Consider the following 26,561-nt stretch of genomic DNA (forward strand, 5'->3'; position numbering starts at 1 on the left):
TGAATTAATAACATCACTTACCGTATAATCGTTGCGTTTTTATCCACCCGTGGTTGTTGGCCACCACGCAGCACGCTGCTGCCGTTATACTTCAGGTTCTGGTCTATTTCTTTGACGGTATCAAATTCGCTTACATTAATCTGCCCGCTTTGTGCAAAGGCATCGATGGCGTTTTGGTAGCAAACCAGTTCTATATCTTTGATGCTGATGCCTCTTTCCAACATTAACGCTGCCGTTTTAGGCACTGCCAGCGGATCGCTGATGCCCCAATCGGCAGCCGAGTTGATCATGATGCGTTCACTGCCATATTGCTTTACGATTTCCACCATTCTTTCGTTGCCCATTTTGGTAAACGGATAGATGGTAAACGCCGCCCAAAAGCCACGGTCAAGTACCTCTTTCACCGTTTCTTCATTGTTATGGTCCACGATGATCATGCGTGGGTCTAATCCATGCTCGATAGCAATATCCATACTGCGCTGCGTACCTTTCTTTTTGTCGCGGTGCGGGGTGTGGATTTGTACGGGCAACATCGCTTCTTTGGCCAACTCCAGCTGTGCGCGATAGTATTTATCTTCTGCAGGCGTCTGGTCGTCGAAGCCGATCTCCCCTACTCCCACTACTCCTTCTTTGTAAATAAAGAGCGGCAGAATTTCCATCACCTGTTCGGCCAGCCGTTCGTTATTCGCTTCCTTCGAATTAAGACCGATGGTGCAATAGTGTTTAATGCCAAACTGCGACGAACGAAAACGCTCCCAGCCGATCAGGCTGTTGAAGTAATCGCGAAACGTATCAACGCCCGTACGCGGTTGTCCGAGCCAGAACGCCGGTTCAATGATCGCTACCACGCCGGCATCTGCCATAGCCTGGTAATCGTCTGTTGTGCGGGAGGTCATGTGTACATGCGGATCGAAGAAGCGCATGCCTTTGATTTTCTCCAGGAATATAGGGTTGGCGGTAATCGGCGCCAGGTCTTTTTCAGTAAGTTCGTGACTGCAACACATAATTCAGGTAGTTTCTAAACGGTTTGCCGGGCAAACGGATCAATTCAATTTTTCGGAAAGCAAGTTCCAGTTCAACACATCCGCGTCTATCTCTGCTTTTAACGCCGGACGTTCTCGCAACAATTCGATGGCAGGCGCATAGGTCGTTTGTGCACATGCAAGGGCTGCTGCTTCCCTTTCGATGGTGTTTTCAGAGTTCCACACTCTTTTTATATCGCTAAACGATGTTTCGTTTACAAAAGGCCCTACCAGTCGCCAGAGCATTGGGTTCACCGTTCTGCCGGCGGCCCAGCGTTCGTGGGCGTAATCGGTCAACACTGCTGCCAGTGCGGCATTTGCTCTTTCGTCCAGACCGATAATGCGCCCGATCTGCTTATCGGTAAAAATCGCCTTCATCACTAACTGGTTCCACGCGGCCTCACTTAAATACAATGCAGGATACGGATTGTTCAACATGATCGCTTCCTGCACGGTACCGATATTGGAGCGGATGCCTTCTGCGGTGCGCAGGGTCCACTCCTCCGGGAACGCCAATAAAGGCAATGCGCCGTACAGCGCGGCCAGTTCGTTCATTTCCGCAGCATCGAACAAAGTTTCCAGCTGCTTCACATACGCTGTTTTATCTGCCACTGGCAATTGTAACAACCACCATGCACGGGCCACTCTGTCTGCCGGCCATCCCTGCACACTAAATCCGGGAACGATGGCCTTCAATGCTGCCTCCTGGGTTGAATCTATAATGATCTGATTTTTTCCGATAAACCTCGGTATGGCCGAAAAGGTTAGGTTAAACTGTTGCAACGCACCGCTCTGCTGCCACACTTCTGCTTTTTGACGCAACCACAACTCCGCTTTGTCACCGGCCTGTTGTGCTACGATCTGGTATAGCAGCGCGCTCATACGTTCCTTATCATATACATAGTCCATGGCACGCCTTATTTTAATTTGGTCATTGAGTTAATATCCGACTAATAACAGCTTTTCCGTCCACTTGCTAAGTTAACTCAAGTTTTATAAACCTCGCCTCAAAAAATACGTGAATAGCTGTATGGACGGACGATTGGCGGGTATAGTACAGCACGCTCAGCATTTCGTAACATGAACGTGGGAGAAACAAGTCTGATACTTTAATACCCTATTGTTAACGTACAAATACACACTGCCTTTCAGCTGCGCATCCAGCTAAAAAAGTATCAACTTCAGATAAAAAATGAAAAAGACGGCGGATGAGGTAAAAATAAAAGAGAGGCACAAGTGCCTCTCCTTCCGCCATTCTAAAACCTGATTAGTAACCAGGATAACTTAATGCTGATCTAAACCTTACGGTTAGGTCTGCTAACAAATTTATTCGGCGATTTATGGTAAATCTCTTTTGTTGGTTATCTGTGCTTGCAGTAAAAGATCTGAAAAAAAGCGGTTCAATATTGTTGTTCCTGATGCAATATAATTAAAAAAGATGAACAGTGCGCTCACCAGAACGTATCATCTTCTCAAAACAAAGCTACTTTTTTCACGTGTCTCTACGCTAATATAATGCAAACTTACGAATTGTTTTTATCGTTTTTGCGTAAGTTTACGACCGATTGTAAAATTTAATTTCATCGACCAGACCATGAGAGTGTTCAACATATTTTTTACCTTAATATTTATCCTATTCGCAGCCTTACAATACAACGATCCTGACCCTTGGTTATGGATTCCTATCTATGGTTTTGGTGCGGTAATGTGTTTACTGGCTGCGTTGCACAAGTACTATCGGGGAGCATACCTTTTTGGTATATTTATGTACCTCGTTTACGCCAGTTATTTATTTTTTACAAAAGATGGGGTGATCGATTGGGCAACTTCTCATGATGCCGAAAACATCGCGCAAACCATGGAAGCGACCCGACCATGGATAGAAGACACCCGTGAATTTTTCGGGCTACTGATCCTCATTATCGCACTGCTCGTCAACTATATTTACGCCGGCCGCAGGCGGCGTGCAACTGCATAATACAGAAGGCTGACCGCAACGGTCAGCCTTCCTTTTTTCACCCGGAACAATAGATCTTATAATAGCTTCCGATATCGGCTTAACGCTTCCAGGAAATAGTAATCGGCGTACACCAAAGGCACATCTATTTCTCCGCCATGCGGAATACTGCCCACACTATGCATCAACATAAAATTACCATTCGTTCCTTTGGGTGCGCGGTAGGCCGGGCCCGCCAATGAATGTAACATCTTCACGCCCGCTTTGCGGAACTTTTCGCTTTTCGCTTTATCCACATACTCACTTAATTCAAACAAAGCAGAAGCTACGATCGCTGCGGACGACGCATCCCTGTATGGTTCTTTTACCTTGTTGGCGTTAGACCTTACACCTGGAGTATATCCCTGCTGATGCATATTAAAGTCCCAGTAAGGCACCATGTCTGCCGGCAGATTTTTATTATCGAGGAACCAGTCGGCCATACCTTCGGCGGTTTTGAGGAAACGTTTATCTTTTGTTTCGCGGTACACCATCGTAAAGCCATAGATGGCCCAGGCCTGGCCACGGGCCCAGGTAGAGTTATCGGCAAATCCCTGCGCAGTTTCCCTGGCTAATACGTTACCGTTCGTAGTGTCATAACAAACCACATGATAAGAGCTGTAATCGGGGCGCACCTGGTTCTTCATCGCCGTTTCTGCATGCGTGATCGCTACGTGACGGAAGGAGGTGTCGCCGGATACTTTGGAAGCAAAGAAAAGCAGCTCCAGGTTCATCATATTATCTACGATTACCGGGTAGTAATACATCTGCTCACCGTGCCAGGATTTAAATGCGTTCCATGATTTAATGCTGCCCGTCACCGGGTTAAAGCGCGTACTCAGCGACCTTGCGGATTGCACGAGTATATCGCGGTAGGTGGCGTTGCCGGTAATGCGGTAAGCATTGCCATAACTACAATACACCATAAAGCCAAGGTCGTGGTGTTTGGTAAAATCTTTCAACGGCTCCAGCTTCTCGGTCCACTTTGTCGCTTCCTGCAACAGCTGCGGATCTTTAGTAGCTTCATAAGCGTACCACAGGCTGCCGGGGAAGAAGCCGGGCGTCCAGTCGTACATATTGGTGGTGGTCATTTTTCCTTCCTTATCCGTTGTGCGGGGAAATGCGAGCGGATCGCGCTTCTCCGTTTCTTTCAGCATATTTTTCAGCTGTTGCTGCGCATAAGTGAAGTTATCGCTAACGAATTGTTTTTCTTTTCTGTCCGCAGTAAAGGCTAACAGGCTGGCCGCGGCCAGGAGGCAGAGCAATGGTTTCATATTCTTTATGGTATCACTTTAATGATGAAATGTTTAACAATGCTTTTACTTTCGTCAACCGTATGATTGAAGGCAACAAAGGTCGCCGTGTATACACCGGCTGCAGGGTATACGTAAGTATATTCTTCCTTATCAGGATCGATAATGCTTTTCACACCCACACTTACGTCCGGCGCGATGCGGCCTACGAACAGCGGCTTAGTAATAATCCAGCTGGTTTTGGTGGCAGCAGTCGCATCTCCACCGGTTACCACCAGGCTGCTGGCTCCGATCGTCCACCTTGCATTGGCGGGTGTCCAGACATCGCTGAAACGTGTCCAGTAAGGGACGTCGTCAGCCAGCGTGCTTAGAGGAATACTGCGTTCGGGTAGTACATTGTTAACACTCCAGTTGGTAATGGTCCAGGTGCGTTGTGTAGTGCCGGTTACGCCGCTGTATTTTAACGCTATGAACAATGAATCGTCCACCCCGCTTACCAGGTCGCTAAGATTGACAGCGCCGGAGTTAACCGCCGTAGCGCTGGTAGCCAGCGCCAATCTGGGCGTAATGTCGGTCCAGGCCCCGGTCACCACCGCCATAGAATCACGGATGTTAATTTTACTGGCCGCCAGTACTTTTAGTGTATTCGTTTGGTTACCGAATTGTGCGGTCGAGGTGAAGGATAATATCACATCACCCAGTTGCTTACTGGGGGTACGGTTCGCATATCGCTTACCCGGTTCGCCGGAATAGAAAGCCAGGTTGCCGGTGCTGCCCGTAAAGACAAACCGCGTGGTATCACCCAGCTTGTACGTAAAGGTATCAGCTACCAGTTTCGACGGATCAAGGGTGGCGTTGAAGGACGGCGCATCGACTTTCATTTCCTTTGAACAGGAGACAGCGAACAATGCGGATATTAAGAAGCAGTAACGTTTCATCTCTAACAGTTTTGTGGTGGATTACCAGCCTGGATTTTGCACCAGATCTTTGTTCAGGTTCAGTTCATAAGTAGGTTTCGGAAGCAGCACGTGCCTGGCTGAAACGGCGCGCACACCGGCCAGGCCGTTCACATTACCGGTGGCGGTTACACTCGCACCATTACCTGTTGCATACGCCGCAAATTCAGCCATATCGTTGACGAAGTTGCCCCAACGGATCAGGTCTGCTTTTCGTACGGCTTCAAAACATAACTCACGCATACGCTCATCCCGGATCGCGAGCTGAAAACCCGCCTGATCCAAGCCGGCTGTAAGCTCATACTCATTACCACTGGTGATCGTCGCAGTAGCCGTTGCCGCCACACCTGCGTAGGTAAACACGGCGCCTGTCAACGCTGCGCTGGACGCACCGGTTGTATGGGTTGGCGGTGTATTGGTAGATGTACCTGCTGTTGTTACGGTGTACAGTCTGCCACCGTTGGTTACCTGTGTATTGGCTGCATACGTAACACCCGGCGTCCAGAAGGTGCCGATTACCACAGTTGGTGCTGCACTGTAGTAAGAGCCGGCAGTTAACGCGCCCGGACTGCTCAGGTAAATACCCGTTACCCGGTTGCTTGTAATCACCGACGTTGCCGTTGCACCGTTGCCGCCACCACCGGAAATCACGATAGCAGGTGCCGTCGTATAGCCTGATCCCTGGTTTGTGATGGTAAAGGATTTCACCACGTTGCCATTCATTAAACCGTATGCTCTTTTCCGCACTTCATTAATGTATGGATAAGCCGCACCCGGACCGTTTTCATGATTCTCTGCCTCTGCACGCATCAGCAACACATCCGAATAACGGATCACCGGCCAGTTGATGTTATAAGTACCGCCCACGCCATTGATGTTACGGACAGATTGCGGTGCCAGCTCACGACGGAACTTACCGGCGCACATCATCCATGGCGAAGTACGCGCTGCTTTCACGCGCGGATTACCGCTGTAGATATAATTCGCACAATTCCAGTCACGGCGGATGTCGAGCGACGATTTATTAGGTGTCGCGGTACTGGCCGGATCTACCTGGTAGGCATCGAACAACTTGCGTGTTACCCATACCCAGGCAGCAGATGAATAGGAGCTGGTGTCGGTAGCGACGATGGCAGATTGTATGCCTACGAAGTTGCCGATATCGTTACCGCTTTTATTCGGCACGCCCGGCGCAGCGCCTTGTGAGCCCAGTTCCCAGATGCTTTCTTTGATGTCGTACTGATCGCGCGACAGGTTCGTAAATACCTGGCGATAGTCCGGGTTCAACGCGTGCAGGCTGGAGTTGATCACCTTATCACAATAAGTAATTACATCTTTATATTTTGATGCGTCATGCTGCGGGTAACCGGCCCAGTATAAATATACACGTGCCAGCACGGATTGTACCGCAGTAAGCGTAACCACATCGTTGTAACCCAGCTTTGCGGAGGTATAATCTTTCAGCAACACTTCCGCTTCTTTCATATCCTTTTCGATCTGTTCGTACACTTGTTTCTGCGGCGCAGCCGGTATGTTCACTTCATTGATCGCAAGCGTTCTTAATACAAGCGGCACATCACCATAGTTGTGCGTCAGCAGGAAATAATAATAACCGCGTAAAAAAATCGCCTGCCCTTTAATGATATTGCGGCGGGTGGAATCCATTTCGGGTTTGTTGATATTTTCCAGCAACGAATTGATGTTGCGGATGCCTACATAACAGTACCGCCATATGCCGGCCACATACACCTGCGAAGCGTCATAATTGTAACGCAAGCCGCGTGTGTCGCCGTCCGCCGTGCGGTTCGACATTACTTCGTCCGTCGTGGTGGTAAAGTTGAAGCCCATTACCTGGCCATATAATTCAGAACGGATAAGGTTGCTGTAAATCGCGTTGAGCGACTGTTGCAGCTGCGCCTCCGTTTCGTAATAGTTCGTATTGCCGTAAAAGTCGGTTGGTTTTGTATCGAGGAATTTATTACAGGAGCTGAAACCTGCCAAAGCGATTGCTAATATCCAAATGCGTTTCATGTTCATCAGTTTAGAAGGTGACGTTTAATCCGGCTACATAGGAAAGGGCGTGAGGATACACGGCGTAGTCGAAACCGGGCGTGAGGTTGCCGTCCCTGCCGGACACTTCCGGATCGGTACCGGAGTAATTAGACCAGGTGTACAGGTTTTGTGCAGATGCATACAAGCGGACGTTTTTGATCTTCGCACGTTTCAACACAGCAGGAGGCACCGTGTAACCCAGCGATACGGTACGCAGCTTCAGGTAAGAACCATCTTCTATCACACGGGAAGAGTAAGCGGCGTTACCCATACCACCGGCACGGAACAACGTGTTGCTCGGGTTTGTCGGCGTCCAGCGGTTGGCGTAGGTGGCCAGCTGGTTCAGGTTCGGGTTGTTCACGATACCACCTTCAAACACATAACGGTTGGCATTCACCACATCGTTACCGTACGACCATTGTAACAATACGTTCAGGTCGAAATTACCGTACTGGAAATCATTACTGAAACCACCCGCGTGTTTAGGCAGGCCGCTGCCGATAATGGTGTAGTCCTGGTTGTTCACGTTGAGGTCACCATTCAGGTCGCGGTATTTGATATCACCCGGACGAATGGCCGTACGTGCGGAACCGTTAGTTGCGACATCTGACTTTAAAAGATAAGTCCCATTCGGCATCAGGTCGAAATCGCTGTATTGATATACGCCGTCGAATACCAGTCCGTACATCTCTCCCATCGGCCTGCCAATGGCAGAAATATACGGGAACAGGCTGGAGTAGGTTGTATTGAAGAACGTACCGTTGCCTGAAAGGATAGACGTTTGTCCTTCCGTGAGTTCCAGGATTTTATTTCTGTTGAAACTGATGTTAAAGTTGCTGCTCCAGGTGAATTTCTTTTGTTCTATAATGACGCCGGCCACGGTGAATTCCAGCCCCCTGTTTTGCAGTTTGCCGATATTTTTGAATCCAAGACCATTCTCTACACCAATACTGTAAGGCAATGCCGCGTTCAGCAGCAGATCGCGCGTAGTGCGGTGGTAAGCGTCGATCGTAACGGACAGGCGGCTGTTGCGGAAGAACGACAGGTCGAGGCCGATGTTGGTTTGTTCGTTCGTTTCCCACTTCAGGCTCGGGTTACCGGCAGAGCTGATAAACGCGCCGATAGCAAGCGGATTGTTGCCTGCAGCATACCAGAAGTTACGGTTGCTCAGCGTCAGTTGCGGCATGTAAGCGAAGTCGCCCACACGGTTGTTACCGGACGCACCATAACCGATCCTCAGTTTCGCATCAGAGATCACACGCAGCGGTTTCATAAACTCCTCGCTGCTGAAACGCCAGGCGGCAGATGCTGCGGGAAAGTAACCCCAACGTCCTCCCGGTGCAAACTTGGAAGAACCATCGGCACGAACAGAGGCGGAGAATAAATACCTGGATTGATAATCGTAATTCACACGGGCCACTGCCGACGCCATTGTCCAGGAGGATGCAGAAGAGGTGAGCGAAGTATTGGCGGGCGGCGCCAGGTCGATGGCATCCAGGCCGAGTTCTTCGTTTGGTATTTGTGTGGCAGACAAGCGCCTGATGGCAGATTTGTTCCCCTGCGCTTCAAACACTGCCAGCGCGGTAAAATTGTGTACTTTGTTCCAGCGTTTCCGATAATTCAGGCCCGCTTCACTTCTCCATGTGGAGGATGGACGAAACTCGATAGAACCATTCACGCCATTAGAACTCCATTTACTGCCCGATTGCGTTTTCGAGTTATTGAACACATCTATCTCACGGTTCCAAACGTTCATACCGCCCGCAACCCGCAGCGTAAGGTCTTTTATAAGTTTGTATTCTGCATAAGCATTCGCGTTCAGTACATGCTCTTTATTAAGTGTAAGCTGATTGCTGATGTGCTGGTACGGGTTTACACGGTAGTCCTGGTTATTCGCCAGTTCGTTACCCGGATCATAAAACTCATCGATCAGGTTTACACCACTGTCGCGGCCAGATATGCTCGTGGTCGGACGAAAGCCCCATACCGAATACAAGGTGGTAGCCGATGCATAAAAGTTAGCAGCGGAAATGGGCACACCAAAAGCTTCGCTGTAGGCATAGTTCGCATTAAGCCCCACCTTCAGCCGGTCGCTCACGGTTTGGTCCAGTGAGAAGCGGCCCTGGTAACGTTTAAAACCACTGTTGATGATAATCCCTTTCTGGTTATTGAAGTTGCCGGAGAGTGAGTACTTCGTTTTATCCGTACCACCGCGTACCGCAATATCATGGTTCTGGTTCTGACCCACCTGGTAAACATAATCCTGCATGTCCAGCGACTCCACATTGCGATAATCCTCCAGCGTGACGCCCTTGGCCAGGTAAACAGAATCATAAATAGCGGGATTGATATCGCCTACATAGCGTACAAACTCGTAGGCATCCATCATTTTTTGTTTCTGCGGATTCTGTTGCCAGCCGTAATAGGCGTTGTAAGTCACCTGCGGGGCGCCTGTTTTACCTTTTTTGGTGGTGATGAGGATAACCCCGTTAGAACCACGCGCACCGTAGATAGCGGTGGCGGAAGCATCTTTCAGGATGTCGATCGACTCGATGTCGGCCGGGCTGATCGCATTGGCATTCGCGTTTTCGGTCGGGAAGCCGTCAATTACATACAACGGCGAGTTATCCTGCGAAATAGACCCTGCCCCGCGGATGGTGATGTTGGCCACCGAACCGGGCTGACCGTCGTTACTCGCTACGGTTACACCCGCTACGCGACCGGCCAGCGCCTCGTCGAACGATTTTACCGGGGCCTTTGAAAAATCTTTCATGTTTACGCTGCCCACGGCGCCGGTAAGATCTTTACGGGCCTGGGTGGCATAACCTACTACCACCACGTCGCTCAGACTGCCCACCTTTTCCTTCAGGCGAACGGCGTATTCGGTTTTATTATCCACCTTTACTTCGGTGGTTTCGAAGCCCACGTAAGAAAATACGAGTGTGGCGCCGGAGGCTACCGAAATGGTAAACCGGCCTTGTTCGTTCGTATTGGCTCCTGCTTTGTCATTTTTAACGGAGATGGTTACGCCTGGTAACAGCTCGCCATTTCCATCCCGCACCGTTCCTGAAATCGTTTTTTTCTGTCCAAATAAAATAAGAGGAAATAGTAGCATCCATAAACTCCCCCAAAAAACCTTCGCGGCATACCGGGACGTTGGTACAACAATTTTTGTGTTCATCATAATTTGTGGAATTTATGACCTGGTTGATTTTTTCACTTACCTGCAATTATGTAAATCCCCGGCACACAGCGGGGCGAGAATCGTAAATGAATAGGGTGAATTTTATAAACACACCACAACAATTTGATTATCAAACCGATAAAATACGACTTCTGTCGAAAAAACTCCCTTTTTTCCCGCCATTGCTTATATTAGGGGCATGATTTTCCGGCGAATGTTCCTGGTATACCTGCTGATCGCGGTCGCTTTTTCCACAAAAAGCCGGGCGCAAACAGCCAGTTTCCAGCACCTCACCGTGGAGGACGGGCTGTCGCACAACGCCGTTTTAGCCATCACGCAGGACAGCCAGGGCTTCCTTTGGCTGGGTACCCGGTATGGCCTCAGCCGGTACGACGGGCAACGTTTTAAGATTTACAGGACCAACCCGGAAGACAGTACCTCCCTGCCGGACAACCAGGTGGTGTCCTTATATATAGATAAGCAGCAGCAAATGTGGGTGGGCACCACGGCCGGCGTTTCGAGGTTTAACCCGGTTACCGGTAAATTTACCCGGGTGTCCCTTTACAGCGGGCGACAAACAAACATCAACTGTATTTACCAGGATACGAAGGGGCAGTATTGGTTCGGCGGCAATAACGGGCTGTACGTGTCCAACGGCACATCCATCCGCAAACTGGAACCGCCGCAACTCGCGGGCTGGGTCATCCGCGCAATTTACGAAGACCGGAGCGGCAGCATCTGGATCGCGACCAATACCGGGCTGTCCAAAATTACCGGCGAGCAGGTGCAAACCTTTCATCCCGGCGAGGGCGCTCTGGCCGGATTGTCCATGAACTTTATTACCGCCATTGCCGAAGATCCTTCGGGTAAATTATGGATAGGCACCCAGACTGCCGGCATCGATATTTATGATCCTGCTACCGGTAAGATGACGCATCTTGGTCACCCGGGCATCGTGAACAACATCGTGCGCCGCATTGTACGCGACCGTGAAGGTAAAATGTGGGTGGGCACGCAGGAAGGGCTGAGTATTATTGATCCGGCCACCATGCAACAGCAATCCTATCAGCATGAGGCAGGAAACATCGCCAGCATCAGCCAGAACTCTATTCACAGCATGTACGAGGACGGTAACGGCTCTATGTGGCTGGGCACCTACTTCGGCGGCGTGAATATGTCGCACCGGTACGGAACGGCGTTTACCGCCTGGCAGAACACACCGCGGCTGAACGGCGTGAGTAACAACGTGATCAGCAACATGCTGGAAGATGCGCAACATAACCTGTGGATCGGCACCGAAGGCGGCGGTTTAAACTACCTCGACCGCAAAACGGGTAAGTTCACCTGGTACAAACACGATCCTACCGATCCGCAAAGCCTGGGCTCCAACCTGGTGAAAGTGGTGTATGAAGATAAAGACCATCATATATGGATAGGCACCCACGGCGGCGGGCTTAACCTGTTACTACCCAACGGCCGGTTCCGGCGCAGCTTTTACAGCGCCGGCGATCCAAGTTCTTTTTCGCGGGAGATCACGGCGATGCTGGAAGATAGTAAAGGGCGTTTCTGGGCCGGCGCCAACGACCGGTTACATTTATTACACCGGCGCGGCGAGGAGCTCGTAAAAGAAAAGGACTCATCACTCATCAGCGATATCGAACGTACTTCCATCCGCGCCTTGCTCGAAGATGCAAAGGGGCGCATCTGGATTGGAACTATTTCCGGTATTTATATACTGAACGGCGACTCGCTGCAACGCCTGCAGCCCGGTTATGTAAATGCCATTCAACAGGATTCGCGTCATAATATATGGATCAGCATGTATTACGGCGGGCTTATCCGCTATAACAAAAACCTGCAAGAGCAGCGCCATTATACCGAGAAGGACGGACTGCCCAACAGCAATGTGCTCGGCCTGCTTGAAGATGCGCAACACCTGCTCTGGATCAGCACCGACAATGGCCTGGTAAAATTCGATCCTGATAAAAACACGTTCCAGACTTATACGGTAAGCGATGGGATTGCGGGCAATGTATTTAACTACAACTCCTTTTTAAAAGACAGCCGTGGCGAATTACTTTTCGGGGGATACAATGGCATTACCAGTTTTTACCCCGAACGGCTAACCGTCAATAACCACAAGGCTCCCATCCGGTTTACCGGGCTTAAGTTGTTCAACAACCCCGTGGGCATCGGGGATGCCAGTAAGTTGCTGGAGCAGGATATAGCCTTCACCAAAGAGCTACGCTTTCGTCCCAACCAGGAAGTTTTTACGCTCGACTTTGCGCTGCTGAACTTTGTAAAAAGCAACAAGAACCGTTACGCTTACCGCCTCGAAGGGGCCGACCGTGACTGGATAGAAACCGCTGTTCCTTCGGTTACGTACACGAACCTATCTTCCGGCCAATATACGTTTTGGGTAAAGGCCGCGAACAACGATGGCGTGTGGAGTGAGCCGGTTAGCATTGATATTACCGTACTGCCGCCCTTCTGGCGTACCTGGTGGGCGTACAGCCTGTACGCGATCGTGGTGGCGTTGCTGGTCTTCGGTATTTCCCGCTTCTTCTTCCTGCGGGCGTTGCTGCGTAAAGAAGAAGAACTGCACCAGGTGAAACTGAACTTTTTTACGCACATCTCCCACGAAATTCGCACGCACCTTACCTTACTGATGGCGCCTGTTGAAAAGATGCTGGACGATAATAACACCACCGCCCTTTCCCAGATGCGCAGTAACGCCGACCGGTTATTAAAACTGGTGAGTGAGCTGATGGACTTCCGCAAAGCAGAAAGCGGCCATCTCACTTTACGCGTGCAGGAGCAAGACCTGATCAGCTTCCTGGACGGTATATACACCAGTTACCGCGAATTGTCGCTGGAGCGGAACATCAGTATCAGTTTTACACATGATATTGAAAATGTACCCTTGTACTTCGACCCCGGTCAGCTCGAAAAAGTGTTCTTTAACCTGCTCGGTAATGCGTTTAAGTTTACGCCTGCCGGCGGACGTATTCAGCTGCATGTGGCCACTGCCCGTAACAGTGTGACCGTTACCGTTACCGACAACGGCCGTGGCATTGCCGCCGATCATCTCGATAATATATTTTCCAACTTCTTCCAGGTGCAGGACCATGGCGTGCAGAACACCGGTTACGGCATTGGGCTGGCACTGTCGCGGCACATTGTGGAGCAGCACAAAGGCCGCCTGGAAGTAAGCAGCGAACCGCCCACCACAGACAAAGAAGGCCGCACCACCTTTACCGTTACCCTGCTGCAGGGCAAACGCCACTTCGAAGGCACCCAGCACGTAATCGGCGAAACCGTGCAGCATGAACATGTAGCACCGATAGCCACCACTGACTTTAACGATACAGATGTAGCTCCGGCAGCACCCGGTGATGCTACGTTCACTATTCACATCGTGGAAGACAACCCGGAACTGCGCGCACTGGTCCGCGATATCTTCCGGGACCAATACCATATACTGGAAAGTGCCAATGGTGCCGATGGCCTGCAACTGGCTGGCACCCACATCCCCGACCTGGTGATCAGCGACGTGATGATGCCCGATATGGACGGGCTGCAACTTTGCCAGGCGCTAAAAACCGATGAACGCACCAGCCACATCCCGGTGGTACTGCTCACCGCCAAAAGTTCGCAGGCCGATCATGTAAGCGGCCTGGAAACCGGCGCAGACCTATATCTCACCAAACCTTTCAGTGCTCAGGTATTATCGCTCAACGTACGCAACCTGCTTGCCTCCCGCGAAAAGATGCGCGAACGCTTCAGCCATCAGTTACAGGCAGCCGAACCCGCACCCATCGCCGTGGCCGAAGCGGTGCCCAACAGCGTCGATACGGCTTTCCTCGAAAAGGTAATGGCGCTGGTGGAGGAATACATGGATGATCCGGACTTTGGGGTAGACATGCTTGCGAAAAAGGTGGCCATGAGTCAGCCAGTGTTATATAAGAAGCTGAAGGCCGTGACCAACATGTCGGTAAACGACTTTATCAAATCCCTGCGATTAAAAAAAGCGGCGGAGCTCATCCGCACGAAAAAACATACCGTGTACCAGGTGGCCTACATGGTGGGATATAGCGACAGCAAATACTTCAGCCGCGAGTTCCGGAAACAGTTCGGCAAAACGCCTACCGAGTACGCCGGTCAGCCCGAATTATAATTTTCTCCCCTTTTATTTTGAAAAATCACCCTGCCTGCGAAGTGCCGTGGGTTATTTTTGTGGCACATCGAACGTTATGAAAAAACTATTCATTTTCCTGTTGATACCACTGCTCGCCGCCAGTACCTTGCTGGCCCAGTCGGAGTATACCACTATTTTAGATCGCATCCGTAAAGACATGATCCCCGACGCGGCCAACACGGCCCGCCAGGATAAGATCATCACCAGCGTATTAATGACCCTGCAGAAGGATGGTTCCTGGGCCGACATCGACTACGGCCGCGACACCCGCGACTTCTCTGCCGGCACCCACCTGAACCGGGTACAAACATTCGCGCAGGCGTATATCAATACGGCCAGTACCTATCACCGGCAGGCGGCCCTGCTGAACGGCATCACCAGCGCGCTCACCTACTGGGACGAAAAAGACCCGCAAAGCTGGAACTGGTATCACAACCAGATATTCAGCCCGCAGCACCTGGGCGAAATCCTCATCCTGCTGGAAGGCACCAGTTTCCCGAAAGAGCTGCGTGGCCGACTGTTACAACAGATGGAACGTGGCGACCCGCGCAAATGGACCGGCGCCAACAAACTCGACATCGCGACTCACTATATTTACCGCGCCTGCCTTACCGCTAATGACACCCTCATGCAGCTGGGCGTATCCGAAGCATTTTATCCCATCCGGCTCACTACCGAAGAAGGTATTCAGCACGACTACTCGTACCAGCAACACGGTGCGCAGTTATACGTATATGGCTACGGCGCGGTGTTCGTGGAGGGCGAAACCCGCATCGCTTACTACCTCCGTGGCACCTCTTACGCGTTATCCGGGGAGCAGCTGGATATATTCAGCAACTTCGTCCGCAATACGTTCTTAAAAGTTAGGCGCGGCAAAACCGTGGACTATGGCACCGCTGGCCGCAGCATCAGCCGACTGAACGCTTTAGCTCCCGGCGGTACCGCCAACCTGCAAAAGCTGAAGGAGCTGGACCCGGGCCATGCGCAGGAATATGAAGCCGCCATTGGGCGCAACTTCGGCAAACAACCCGCCTCTTACGGCGTGAAAGCTAACCATACGCAATACTGGCGATCAGATTATGCTACACATACCCGCCCGGGCTACTTCATCGGTGTACACGGCACCTCGCCGCGCACGGCTAAGCAGGAAAACGGCAACGATGAAAACCTGAAAGGATATTACTTATCGGATGGTTCGTACAGTCTTAACACCACCGGCGGCGAATACCTTAATATTTTTCCCGTGTGGGACTGGAGTATGATTCCCGGCACTACCGTTCCCTATATTACCAACATCCCCATCCGCAAAGCCTGGGGCTTCAACTTTGGCACTACGCCTTTTTGCGGAGGAGTATCCGACTCGCTGTACGGTGCAGCCGCCCTGGACTTTTCTGATTACAACACACAGGCGCGTAAAGCCTGGTTCTTCTTCGATGAGGAAGTGGTTTGTTTAGGTGCAGGTATCACCTCCACCGCCAGGGAAAATATATACACTACCGTTAACCAATGCCTGCTGGCGGGCAAAGTGCAAAAGGGCAAACAATGGTTCACGCACAACGGCATCAGTTATTACTTTCCTTCGGCTGCCAATGTGCAGCTGAGTACCGCGACGCAAACAGGCGACTGGTACTCGATCAATAAAAATGGTATTAAAGATCCACAACGTAAGGAAGTATTTAAACTCTGGATCGATCATGGCCAGCAACCGAAAGACGCCTCTTATGTATACTACATCCTACCCGGCCAGGATATGGCATCTTACAATGCCAAAGCCGTAAGCGTGTTACAAAACACGGCGGATATACAGGCGGTATATCACAACAGTTTAAAGATATGGCAGGTAGTATTTTACAAAGCCGGCACCTTCAACAACCAAATTACCGTCGATCGTCCCTGCGTGCTGATGATACGCGACAACAAGTTATCCATTGCCGACCCTACCCAATCAGATTCGCCGGTGCAAGTAAGTATTCAACTGCCCGGCATGCAGCAACCACGTCATATTACCTGCAACATGCCGTCGGGGGCGTTTGCAGGAGGAACGATGAAGTACGATATCCGTTAAAAAAAGAGAGGCTGCCTGTACGGGCAGCCTCTCTTTTTATTGTTATTTACTTAGAAACGCGAAGACTGCACACAAAGTTTGCTTCCCTTCGGTTGCAATGACGGCGCGAGATAGGCGTCAGTTAAATCGTCATTGCGAATGAAATGAAGCAAACCTCCCCTCTTATCTTTGCGCGAAGACTACACACGAAGTTTGCTTCGCCCTGCTCGCAATGACGGTGAGGAGACGGTCGTTCCCTCCCCGTCATTGCGAATGAAATGAAGCAAACCTCCGCTCTTATCTTCACGCTCGCAATAGCGGCGAGAAGACGACGAAACTACGCACTAAAATCACTTCGACACCAACTTAAAACTATACAACAACACCGCCGACTGTATCGCCGGATCCTGCGCTTTCACGACCAGGTACAAGCTGCGTGGCTTGTTACCCGTCAACGTCGCAAAATTGACAGCTGCGATATTCAGCTTACCGGCCGATGCGCCGGGGCCTAACACCGTTTCGCCGAGTTGCTGGCCGGTGGGGCTATCGAGGTGCGCGGTCACTACGTAACCGGTGGTCATCGTAGAATCCTGCACGGCGTAGTTAAACTCGATGCCGTTCACTTCTGCAAAGTCAATGTCTTTGTATGACAACCAGCCTTGTTTAGACGGCAACACGAAACGTTTACCTTCCACTTCCATAGACGACATCCCATCTGCACCATCGTAATGATCGGCGATGAAGATCGGGTTGCGCAGTTCTACGTTGGCGGTGCCGGTAATCGGACGAATGCCTGCGGCGCCTTTATCGGTATAGCTGGCCACAAGGTAGAAAATACCCTTTTCTTTCCATTCGCCACCGTTCAGCGGGTCTACGCTGCCTGTAAGCGGCAACGACGGTGATTGCTGCACGCCACCTGCCAAAGAAAGCACCCACTCAGCGATCTGTTTCGCTTCGCCGGTGGTGATCGTAGGATGCGCCGACATGGCTACTTCGCCCCATACGCCTGCGCCGCCGCGAATGATTTTTTGTGCGAGGTAATCCATCGCCTTCGGATCATTTTTATACTTCTCGCTCACTTGTTTAAAGGAAGGCCCGATTGACTTTTCATCTACTTTATGACATGATTTACAATCGCCGGATTCCACCATGTTTTTACCGGCAATGGCACCGGATATTACCTGGTGGCCTTGCGGCATGGCCGCTTTATCCCGGCCTTCCACATACATCGGTTTGATGTACACGTTTGCCATATCAAGTGTACTGTTCGCAGAGTTGCCATCTTCCTTATCGGTAATGGCCACGGTATAATTTACCTTCTTACCGGGGAAGTAGAACATACTATTACCACTCACGTTCACTTTTACATCCGGCGTTTCATTGCCCGCGTACACCGCGACAACGTTACTTTGGGTATGTGCCCCTTTATCGTCGAACACTTCTACGGATATCAGGTACTCACCCGGTTGGCTAAACGTAAATTCAGCCTGCGGATCTTTCGTTTCTTTCCTGTTGCCGTCGCCGAAATGCCAAACGTACGTGATCGGATCGCCGTCCGTGTCTTTGGAACCTTCGGCGTTCACTTTCACTTTAAACGGCAGGCCGCCGGTAATTTTATCCACCTTCAACTTCGCTACCGGTGCCCGGTTGCCGCCGTTGTAATCGATGCGGGTGAGCGCTGCGTCCGGGTTTTTCGAGAACCATCCGCTGCCGTATTCTAATACGTACAGGCGGCCGTCCGGACCCATTTCCATATCGATCGGTGCATGGAATTTAGTGCCTGGCATGAAGCGCTCCATCTTCACATAGTTGCCATCTTTATCCATCGTTACCGCCATGATCCAGTTACGGATCCAGTCGTAAATAAACAGCTTGCCATCGTAGTAATCGGGCAGGCGTGTTTCTTTCGGATACAGGTCGCTGTAATAAACAGGACCCGCTTCCGCATTACGGCCACCCGCGCCTACGAGCGGGAACTCTTCCGACTTACCGTAAGGGTACCAGATGAATGCCGGGCGTGCTGGCGGCAGGTCTTTTAAACCTGTATTATTGCGGGATATGTTCACTGGCTTTGCAGGGTCCCAGGCCGGGCCGCTTTCGCCGGTTTCATAATTAAACTGGCGATAAGGTTTGTTGTTACCAATGAACAGCGGGTAACCATAGTTGCCGGGCGTTTTAGCCTGGTTTACTTCATCGTAACCACGCGGGCCACGCTCTTCAATGTCGTTTGCCGCATCCGGACCTACCTCGCCCCAATAGAGATAACCGGTTTTCTGGTCAACGGAAATACGGTACGGGTTGCGGGTACCCATTACATAGATCTCCGGTTTGGTGTTAGCGGTGCCGGGTTTGTACAGGTTGCCATCCGGAATTTCATAAGAACCATCTTCTTTCACACGGATGCGCAGCACTTTACCACGCAGGTCGTTCGTATTGGCAGAGGTCCTGCGGCCGTCGTATTGCAAGTGACCCGGACGATCGTCGATCGGGCCGAAGCTCTTTGTCGTGTAAGGCTGATTGGGTTCATCGAACGGTGTGGTATTATCGCCGGTGGAGAGGTACAACAGTTTGTCCGGACCAAACGCGATAGACCCGCCCGTATGGCAACAAATCTGGCGTTGGGAATAAAACTGCAATACCACCTTTTCAGAAGCGAGATCAAGCTGGTTGTTTTCGAACTTAAAGCGCGACAAACGGTTTACAGAGGTATCTGCCGGTGAGTAAAAGATGAACACGTAATGGTTCTTCTCAAAATCCGGGTCGGCCTGTATGCCCAATACACCTTCTTCCGCATTCACACCTTCTACGTTCGTTTTGTGATATACATTCAGAAAACCCACCTGCGACAATGTTTTCGTACCGTTGTTGTACATCAGTATCTCGCCACGGCGTTGTGCTACGAGGATGTCGAGGTTGGGTAGTATAGTCATTTCCGTTGGTTCGAAAAACTCGCCGCCGGCCAGCACCTGGCGGCTAAAGCGATCTTCCTGTGGTACGCGAACGGCGCTGGCTTTAGAATAATCCAGCACTTTATTATCACCGATCGCGTATTCAATACCACCTAACAGGTGTTTCAGGAAAGCGGCTTCCGTGTAAGATTCTTCTGTGTGACCAAGACCCGTGTAAAACGCGCGGCCACCATCAAAGTCATGGTACCAGCTGATGGGATGTTCCGCCCCCATTTTACCGCCGGTATAACTCTTCTCGTCCAGGTTCATCAGCACCTTTACCTCTTTGTTGAAGTTTTTATAGTTATACCATTCGTCGGTGTGCTCCCATACTTCGGGCAAGTCTTTGGTCGCCGCAAAATTCTTTACCAGTACATTGATCTTTGCCTTGTGTACACCCGGTGGATGGCTTTCGAAATAGCCGCCTACCAGTTTACCGTACCAGGCCCAGTCATATTCGGTATCAGCTGCGGCATGTACGCCAACAAAGCCGCCGCCGGATTGAATATATCTTTCAAAATCCGCCTCCTGGAAGTTATTGAGCACATCGCCGGTAGTCGATAAAAACACGACGGCGGCGTACTTCGCCAGGGAGTCTTCATTAAACTTCGATGCATTTTCCGTGGTATCTACTATAAAGCCATTCTCAGCACCCAGCTTCTGAATAGCCCGTATGCCGGCAGGGATGGCAGCATGGTGAAAGCCGCTGGTCTTTGTAAACACCAGTATCCGCGGTTGGCCTTCGCGCGTTTTTTTACAGCCCGCCAGGAAGGCGAATACCGCCAGCGTGGCCAGGAAAACGAGACTTCGTATCCTCATAACGATCATTAGATTTTAGTGAAATTTATCGCTTCTTCTTAGGGAATTGTTTGCCCATTGCATATTCGAGTCCGCCCAATACGTGTTGTAGAAAGGCCGGCTCTGTATAGGAGGCCTTTGTGTGTCCGAGTTCTGTGTAAAAGCTGCGGCCGCCATCGAAATCGCGGTACCAGCTCATAGGGTGATCGTCGCCGTTTTTGCCGCCTTCATAAGTGCTTTCATCTATTTTGATGAGGACACTCAGGCCGGGTACGATGCTTTTAAAGTTGTACCATTCATCTTTACGTACCCAATCGTTGGGCAGATGTTTGGTAGCAGGGTGTTCGTGGTTCACTACTTTTAAAGTGGCCGTTTGCTGTGCGGGGTGACTGAGAAAGTAAGCGCCCACCAGCTGGTTGTACCAGGGCCATTCATATTCTGTATCGGTTGCAGCGTGTATGCCTGCATATCCGCCGCCTTTGCGGATGTATTGTTCCAGCGCGGCCTGCTGGCCGTCGTTGAGGATGTCGCCCGTAGTGTTAAGGAACACGATCGCGGCATATTGTTTCAGGTTATCGGGGGTAAACTTACCGGCATCTTCCGTTGTATCCACTGCAAAACCATTTTCCTCGCCCAGCTTTAACAGGGCCAGTTTTCCCTGCGGGATCGCATCATGCCGGAAACCCGCGGTTTTTGAAAATACCAGGACTCTTGGTTTTGCCTTCTTCTTAGCGTTTGCCACACTTACCATGGCCACGAGGGCCAACAACAGGAGCGTAATTTTTCTCATCGTGTTATGTTCGGATTTTAAGTAAGGATACTATCGAAAAAACAGGTGTCCCCCGGGGATTGACTCACCACAGAGGACACTCAGTTCAATAAACGCTATTGCATTAATATAATTACAGCTGGCGGATCTTCAGATTGCGATACCATACTTTATCGCCATGGTCCTGAAGCGCGATCTTACCTTTCGGATATTCGCCAAAGCCTTTCCAGGTTTTGAATTTGCTGTTGTTCAGCAGCTCCTGCCACTCGGGTGTACCCATGGTAGTTTCTGCCGTTTTTTCACCGTTCAGGAAGAGAGTAATTTTACCATCTTTCTTAATGATTTTGGCTTTGTTCCACTCACCTACGGGTTTAGCGTAGAATTTAGGAGCCGCGATCATATCATACAGTTCACCTGAATTGTGTTTTTTGTTTTTACCGTCCGGGTGGCCGGCATCGTCGATTACCTGCATTTCAGGACCGGTAGAATAAGTAGCGCCGTACTTTTTGTCTTCGTTTACGCCGAACATCACACCGCTGTTACCGTTGGGTGATATCTTCCATTCGTATTCGAACTCGAAGTTTTCATAATCTTCGTTAGTTACCAGGTCGCCGCCGGATGCACCGGATGCTTTCGCATCAGTGTCCAGGAACAGGGTACCGTCTACTGCTTTCCAGGCGGGCGTGCTGCCGGGTTTAGCGTGAAACTGGTGCCAGCCGGTGAGTGTTTTACCATCGAACAGCTGTTTCCAGCCTGCTTTCTTTTCTTTTTTGCTTAAGCCGGTTCCGTCCTGGGCCGTTGCACATGCGCTGACGATCATGCAGGCAGCCATGGCGGAAAAAACGATACGTTTCATAAGAGAGTATGCTTTAGTACTGTTAGTTTATTAGTGATCGGTCGGGAACAAACGCTCCCTTTATTCCAGTCTGTGTACCTGGAACATGCATGACGTGATTTATAAAGGCACTAAAAGGCTTACTTACCGGTAGAAAGGATGTATTTCACCATTTCTTTCGCATCGTCAACAGGAATATCCGGGTGCGGCGTCATTGGCACTTCGCCCCAGTTACCTGTACCACCTTTAATGATTTTGTCCGCCAGCATGGCTATATTCTCTTCTGTGGCAGGATATTTTTTTGCTACGTCGATGTAAGCCGGGCCTACGAGTTTCAGTTCCACCTTGTGGCAGGTAAGGCAGTCTTTTGCGGCAATCAGCGTTTCACCTTTAGAAACTACTGGCGCGGCCGGCGTTTCGTTCGCTGCGATTTTCACCTCATCAGATTTGGCTTCTTCCTTTTTTTCGCCACCGCCGCCACATGCCGCGATAAACAATGCACTTATTACAAGCGGCGTTAAAAACTTCTTTGTCATGTTGATCGTAATTTTTGTCTTCCTTGATTTTACAGGCCGGGGAAATTAACACTTAAAATTCAAAACCTGCCAAATCTTTACATAAGCGAGAAAGCGCCGGGGTTAAATCCCCAGCACTTTCTTATTAAAAGCTTCATCAGAGCCGGTTCCGGCGAAATCGTCGAAGGCCCTCTCTGTTACACGAATGATGTGATCTTTGATAAAAACAGCCCCTTCTTTGGCGCCGTCTTCCGGGTGCTTCATGCAGCATTCCCACTCCATTACGGCCCAACCGCTGAAGTTGTATTGGGTCAGCTTGCTGAAAACACCTTTGAAGTCTACCTGACCGTCGCCCAGTGAGCGGAAACGACCCGGACGGTCGATCCATGACTGGTAGCCGCCATACACGCCGGAACGGCCTGTAGGATTAAACTCCGCATCTTTCACATGGAACATCCGGATCTTTTCATGGTAAATATCAATGTACTCCAGGTAGTCGAGGCATTGTAATACAAAGTGGCTCGGATCGTACAGCAGGCAGGCCCGGTTATGGTTGCCGGTCGCTTCGAGGAAACGCTCGTAGCTGATGCCGTCATGTAAATCCTCACCCGGATGAATTTCGTAGCAAAGGTCTACACCGTTCGCATCGTATTCATTCAGGATGGGCAACCAGCGGTTTGCCAATTCCTTAAAGCCGGTTTCCACCAGCCCTGCAGGCCTTTGTGGCCAGGGATACACGGTTTGCCAGAGCAATGCACCGCTGAAGGTCGCCGAAGCGTTCAATCCCAGGTTTTTACTGGCTTTAGCCGCCAGCTTCAGCTGGTTTACGGCCCATTCGGTGCGTGCCTTCACATTACCCGCGCCACGCAGTTCTGCAGGCGCAAAACCGTCGAACAACTCGTTATACGCAGGATGCACCGCTACCAGCTGGCCCTGCAGGTGGGTCGACAGCTCGGTGATTTCCATACCGGCTTCTTTTACGACGCCTTTCAGCTCGTCCGCGTACGTCTGGCTTTCAGCTGCTTTTTTCAGGTCAATCAGGCGGCTGTCCCAGGTAGGGATCTGCACACCTTTAAAACCCAGGCCGCCGGCCCAGTTACAGATATCTTTCAGGTTATTGAACGGCGCTTTATCGTCTACGAACTGCGCCAGGAATATACCCGGACCTTTAATCGTTTTCATAATACCTTCCGCTCTTTTTTAGATTTCAAATTTGGTCCATTTCTCTGTGCTGGCAGATGATTTCACTACCGTGTCGATGAACGCCATACCACGAATGCCTTCTTCCACACCCGGGATGTCGAGCGCTTCAGCTGCAGGAGTGGTGCCATCGATGCGGGCGCTTACCTGCAGGGCAAAGTTGCGGTACAGGTTGCCGAATGCTTCGAGGTAACCTTCGGGGTGACCGCCCGGCGTGCGGGTATTGTGTACTGTGTAGCTGGAGAGGTTACCGAAACCAGTGCCCTGGCGGTAGATCTCCGTGGGTTTGTCGAGCCACCGTACGATCAGCGTGTTTGGTTCGTGCTGCGCCCATTCCAGGCCGCCCTTCTCGCCATAAACGCGGATCTTCAGTGCGTTCTCTTCACCTGCAGCTACCTGCGATGCCATGAGTACACCGGCAGCGCCGCTGTTGAATTTCAGGAGTACGGCGCCATCGTCGTCCAGCGCGCGGCCGTCTACCATGATGTTCAGGTCAGCACACAATTTTTCTACCTGCAGGCCCGATACATATTCGGCCAGGTTAAAGGCATGCGTACCGATATCGCCGAACGCGCCGCTTTTACCGCTGCGTTTAGGGTCTGTACGCCAGGCTGCCTGGGCGTTACCTTCACGCTCGCTCAGTTTGCTGAGCCAGCCCTGCGGGTATTCTACCCATACCTTACGGATCTTGCCGAGGGCACCTTCTTTTACCATCTGGCGGGCTTGTTTCGCCATTGGATAACCGGTGTAAGTATGTGTTAACAGTAACAGCTGGCCGGTTTTAGCCACCTGCTCTTTCAGTTGTTTTGCTTCGTCGAGGTTCAGCGTGATCGGCTTTTCCACTACTACGTGAAAGCCCTTCTCCAGCGCCATCATCGCCGGCTCGAAGTGAGCGAAGTTTGGCGTAACGATGGTGATAAAATCCAGCCTGTCTTCCGTGCGCGCCGCTTCTTTTTCCAGCATCGTTTTGTAATCGGTGTAAGTACGGTCCTCGTCGAGGAACAACATACGGCCCGATTCTACGGCGATTTCAGGATTTACGCTCAATGCGCCTGCTTTCAGTTCAATCAGCCCGTCCATATTGGCGGCAATTCTGTGCACGGCTCCGATGAAGGCGTCTTTACCGCCTCCGATCATGCCCATTCTAAGTTTACGGTTCATATCTCTTGATTCTACTTTTTTATGCTGTTTGCAAATGTGGCTTCTGACGGCCTCTCATATAAAATACCAGCCCTGTAAAGGCCACCACTAATATAATGGGTATTACCAAAGTGGCGTTAATGATTTCTGGTCCGGCCACTGCCTGTGCCTGTGCAAATGCGGCTGCTTCGGGCGTTCCGGCGGCTGCACCGCGGTAAGCATCCAGGCTGGCATTCGCCGGCAAGTTACGTGCAATAATGCCATCATAAAAGGAGCCCATAAAAATCATGTAAATCGACACGGCAAACATGCCCGCGCCACCAACAAGATTCATACCCAATGCGCCCGACTTCGGCACGTTCTCGGAAACAAAACCGATCATCGTAGGCCAGAAATAAGTAACCCCAATGCCAAAGATAATCGCTGCGGCGAAAATAAGGTTACCGCTTACATGCCCCAGCATGTACAGGCCGATCGCCGAAAATACCGCGGAGGCGAGTAGTACGCCCGCCGGTGCCATACGATGGATCAAAGGTCCTGCAAATGCGCGTCCCAGGGTTTGTACCCCTGCGGTGAGCGCCAGGATGAGGATCGCATTTTCCGTTACATTCTTTAACAACACATCGATCCACTGGCCGGTAAACAGCTCGGTGATCGCGGTGCCGAACATCATGATAAAGATAAAAATAAACAATGGCGATCCAAGCGCGCGGTACATTTCCTTGTCGCTCACACCCGCCGCCACACGCTCTGTCACCGGCATTTCCAGCTGCAGGAACAGGTATCCGTAGATGATGGTCGGAATAATCATCGTCGCCACCTGCCACTCATAGCCCAGGTTCAGATAATTTTTGAACAAGAAAACGATGAGTGTACCCACCACGATGCCGCCCGGGAACCAGAGGTGAAAGTGACTGAGCTTCGTGGTCTTATTATTAGGATAAATACTGGCCACCAATGGGTTACAAGCCGCTTCCACCGTACCATTGGCCATGCCTATGAACAACGTGGAAATAAACAGGCTCCAGAAGCCATTGGCGAAGATCGTGAGCACGATACCGATCAGGTGCAGCGCAAAAGCCGCCATGAGCAGCCGTTTCATCCCGATAGAATCTACAATGAACCCACCAATCACCACCGCCAGCGGAAAGCCCCAGAAGGCCGTTCCGGCGATAATACTTAACTGGCTTACATTCAGGTTAAATTTCACCCCTAACTCGCCCAGTATACCAGCACGGATGCCGAAGGAAAGCGAGGTAACAAGGAGGGCCAGGCAGCTGGCAACAAATAGTTTCGAAGGCTCTATTGGCTTTTTCATAACGGGAGCGGATGTTTTTTTACGTGATTTGTTCGGGAAAAAGGAATCCTTTAAATATATAAAATGATTTTTTCATTTTTCGGCAAACAAACAAGTCGTTGATCTTAAGAGGATTGTAAGAGGATCGTAACTAACTGTAACTAAAATGTAGCTAATTAGCACTAAAACACAGGGGTTTCAGTTAGGTTTTAGTTAGGATCTTCTTGAGATCCTCTAAAGATCCCCGGTGCAGTCGGGAGGTCTCTACAATGCGTAAACTACCGCCCATCCTGCGGTAGTGTCCGGTGCTGGCGGGGGTAACGGGGGATGACCGAGCGGTGGGTGCGATTACAG

The 26,561-nt window shown here is 50.7% G+C and carries 16 protein-coding genes; 3 read left to right on the forward strand and 13 right to left on the reverse strand.

All coding sequences use genetic code 11. The annotated features are described in order from the left end of the window. Window positions 1-17 precede the first annotated feature (17 nt). A complete protein-coding gene (locus MKQ68_RS18505; RefSeq protein WP_264280411.1) occupies window positions 18-1,004 on the reverse strand; it encodes a TatD family hydrolase in 987 nt (328 codons plus the stop codon). Window positions 1,005-1,043: 39 nt separating this feature from the next. Then, the gene (locus MKQ68_RS18510; RefSeq protein ID WP_264280412.1) at window positions 1,044-1,931 is read right to left on the reverse strand and encodes an EboA domain-containing protein; all 888 of its coding nucleotides are present in this window, start codon (window positions 1,929-1,931) and stop codon (window positions 1,044-1,046) included. Window positions 1,932-2,616: 685 nt separating this feature from the next. Here MKQ68_RS18510 and MKQ68_RS18515 point away from each other — a divergent pair. Beyond that, a complete protein-coding gene (locus MKQ68_RS18515; RefSeq protein WP_244842316.1) occupies window positions 2,617-3,000 on the forward strand; it encodes a transmembrane 220 family protein in 384 nt (127 codons plus the stop codon). A 56-nt stretch (window positions 3,001-3,056) separates the two neighbouring features. Here MKQ68_RS18515 and MKQ68_RS18520 read toward each other — a convergent pair whose 3' ends face one another. From MKQ68_RS18520 to MKQ68_RS18535, 4 genes are read right to left on the reverse strand one after another with little or no spacing between them, the layout of a single operon-like run. Beyond that, on the reverse strand, window positions 3,057-4,292 hold the full coding sequence (locus tag MKQ68_RS18520) for a glycoside hydrolase family 88 protein (protein ID WP_244842317.1): 1,236 nt from the start codon (window positions 4,290-4,292) through the stop codon (window positions 3,057-3,059). A 5-nt stretch (window positions 4,293-4,297) separates the two neighbouring features. After that, window positions 4,298-5,209 carry a DUF5017 domain-containing protein gene (locus MKQ68_RS18525; RefSeq protein ID WP_244842318.1) on the reverse strand — a complete coding sequence of 304 codons (912 nt, stop codon included), beginning with the start codon at window positions 5,207-5,209 and terminating at the stop codon, window positions 4,298-4,300. 21 nt (window positions 5,210-5,230) lie between these two features. Beyond that, entirely contained in the window at window positions 5,231-7,258 is a 2,028-nt protein-coding gene (locus MKQ68_RS18530) for a RagB/SusD family nutrient uptake outer membrane protein (RefSeq protein WP_244842319.1), read from the reverse strand. Window positions 7,259-7,268: 10 nt separating this feature from the next. After that, entirely contained in the window at window positions 7,269-10,340 is a 3,072-nt protein-coding gene (locus tag MKQ68_RS18535) for a SusC/RagA family TonB-linked outer membrane protein (protein WP_264280413.1), read from the reverse strand. A gap of 322 nt (window positions 10,341-10,662) precedes the next feature. On the opposite strand from MKQ68_RS18535, the gene MKQ68_RS18540 reads away from it, so the two are divergent. Both MKQ68_RS18540 and MKQ68_RS18545 read left to right on the forward strand, forming a co-directional pair. Beyond that, the gene (locus tag MKQ68_RS18540; protein WP_264280414.1) at window positions 10,663-14,640 is read left to right on the forward strand and encodes a hybrid sensor histidine kinase/response regulator transcription factor; all 3,978 of its coding nucleotides are present in this window, start codon (window positions 10,663-10,665) and stop codon (window positions 14,638-14,640) included. A 76-nt stretch (window positions 14,641-14,716) separates the two neighbouring features. Continuing rightward, the gene (locus MKQ68_RS18545; RefSeq protein WP_264280415.1) at window positions 14,717-16,726 is read left to right on the forward strand and encodes a polysaccharide lyase 8 family protein; all 2,010 of its coding nucleotides are present in this window, start codon (window positions 14,717-14,719) and stop codon (window positions 16,724-16,726) included. A gap of 329 nt (window positions 16,727-17,055) precedes the next feature. On the opposite strand, the gene MKQ68_RS18550 is transcribed toward MKQ68_RS18545, so the two are convergent. From MKQ68_RS18550 to MKQ68_RS18580, 7 genes are all read right to left on the reverse strand, one after another. Beyond that, window positions 17,056-20,472 carry a ThuA domain-containing protein gene (locus MKQ68_RS18550; RefSeq protein ID WP_264280416.1) on the reverse strand — a complete coding sequence of 1,139 codons (3,417 nt, stop codon included), beginning with the start codon at window positions 20,470-20,472 and terminating at the stop codon, window positions 17,056-17,058. Between the two features lie 25 nt (window positions 20,473-20,497). Continuing rightward, window positions 20,498-21,241: a ThuA domain-containing protein gene (locus tag MKQ68_RS18555; protein WP_264280417.1), complete on the reverse strand. Its 744-nt coding sequence runs from the start codon at window positions 21,239-21,241 to the stop codon at window positions 20,498-20,500. Between the two features lie 112 nt (window positions 21,242-21,353). Beyond that, entirely contained in the window at window positions 21,354-22,076 is a 723-nt protein-coding gene (locus tag MKQ68_RS18560) for a 3-keto-disaccharide hydrolase (protein WP_264280418.1), read from the reverse strand. A gap of 119 nt (window positions 22,077-22,195) precedes the next feature. Next, a complete protein-coding gene (locus tag MKQ68_RS18565; protein WP_264280419.1) occupies window positions 22,196-22,591 on the reverse strand; it encodes a c-type cytochrome in 396 nt (131 codons plus the stop codon). Between the two features lie 102 nt (window positions 22,592-22,693). Next, window positions 22,694-23,752 (reverse strand): sugar phosphate isomerase/epimerase family protein, encoded by a 1,059-nt coding sequence (locus tag MKQ68_RS18570; protein ID WP_244842335.1) that lies wholly within the window; start codon window positions 23,750-23,752, stop codon window positions 22,694-22,696. A gap of 18 nt (window positions 23,753-23,770) precedes the next feature. After that, window positions 23,771-24,931 carry a Gfo/Idh/MocA family protein gene (locus MKQ68_RS18575; protein ID WP_264280420.1) on the reverse strand — a complete coding sequence of 387 codons (1,161 nt, stop codon included), beginning with the start codon at window positions 24,929-24,931 and terminating at the stop codon, window positions 23,771-23,773. A 19-nt stretch (window positions 24,932-24,950) separates the two neighbouring features. Further along, window positions 24,951-26,228, reverse strand: a complete 1,278-nt coding sequence (locus MKQ68_RS18580) for an MFS transporter (protein WP_264280421.1) — start codon at window positions 26,226-26,228, stop codon at window positions 24,951-24,953. Between the last annotated feature and the right edge of the window lie 333 nt (window positions 26,229-26,561).

Origin of the sequence: Chitinophaga horti (genome assembly GCF_022867795.2) — a bacterium.
GTDB classification, from domain to species: domain Bacteria; phylum Bacteroidota; class Bacteroidia; order Chitinophagales; family Chitinophagaceae; genus Chitinophaga; species Chitinophaga horti.

Excerpts from the sequence above, each read along its gene's own strand:
- MKQ68_RS18505 (WP_264280411.1), bottom strand. The coding sequence starts at position 1,004 with ATGTGTTGCAGTCACGAACTTACTGAAAAAGACCTGGCGCCGATTACC.
- MKQ68_RS18510 (WP_264280412.1), bottom strand. The coding sequence starts at position 1,931 with ATGGACTATGTATATGATAAGGAACGTATGAGCGCGCTGCTATACCAG.
- MKQ68_RS18515 (WP_244842316.1), top strand. The coding sequence starts at position 2,617 with ATGAGAGTGTTCAACATATTTTTTACCTTAATATTTATCCTATTCGCA.
- MKQ68_RS18520 (WP_244842317.1), bottom strand. The coding sequence starts at position 4,292 with ATGAAACCATTGCTCTGCCTCCTGGCCGCGGCCAGCCTGTTAGCCTTT.
- MKQ68_RS18525 (WP_244842318.1), bottom strand. The coding sequence starts at position 5,209 with ATGAAACGTTACTGCTTCTTAATATCCGCATTGTTCGCTGTCTCCTGT.
- MKQ68_RS18530 (WP_244842319.1), bottom strand. The coding sequence starts at position 7,258 with ATGAAACGCATTTGGATATTAGCAATCGCTTTGGCAGGTTTCAGCTCC.
- MKQ68_RS18540 (WP_264280414.1), top strand. The coding sequence starts at position 10,663 with ATGATTTTCCGGCGAATGTTCCTGGTATACCTGCTGATCGCGGTCGCT.
- MKQ68_RS18545 (WP_264280415.1), top strand. The coding sequence starts at position 14,717 with ATGAAAAAACTATTCATTTTCCTGTTGATACCACTGCTCGCCGCCAGT.
- MKQ68_RS18550 (WP_264280416.1), bottom strand. The coding sequence starts at position 20,472 with ATGAGGATACGAAGTCTCGTTTTCCTGGCCACGCTGGCGGTATTCGCC.
- MKQ68_RS18555 (WP_264280417.1), bottom strand. The coding sequence starts at position 21,241 with ATGAGAAAAATTACGCTCCTGTTGTTGGCCCTCGTGGCCATGGTAAGT.
- MKQ68_RS18560 (WP_264280418.1), bottom strand. The coding sequence starts at position 22,076 with ATGAAACGTATCGTTTTTTCCGCCATGGCTGCCTGCATGATCGTCAGC.
- MKQ68_RS18565 (WP_264280419.1), bottom strand. The coding sequence starts at position 22,591 with ATGACAAAGAAGTTTTTAACGCCGCTTGTAATAAGTGCATTGTTTATC.
- MKQ68_RS18570 (WP_244842335.1), bottom strand. The coding sequence starts at position 23,752 with ATGAAAACGATTAAAGGTCCGGGTATATTCCTGGCGCAGTTCGTAGAC.
- MKQ68_RS18575 (WP_264280420.1), bottom strand. The coding sequence starts at position 24,931 with ATGAACCGTAAACTTAGAATGGGCATGATCGGAGGCGGTAAAGACGCC.
- MKQ68_RS18580 (WP_264280421.1), bottom strand. The coding sequence starts at position 26,228 with ATGAAAAAGCCAATAGAGCCTTCGAAACTATTTGTTGCCAGCTGCCTG.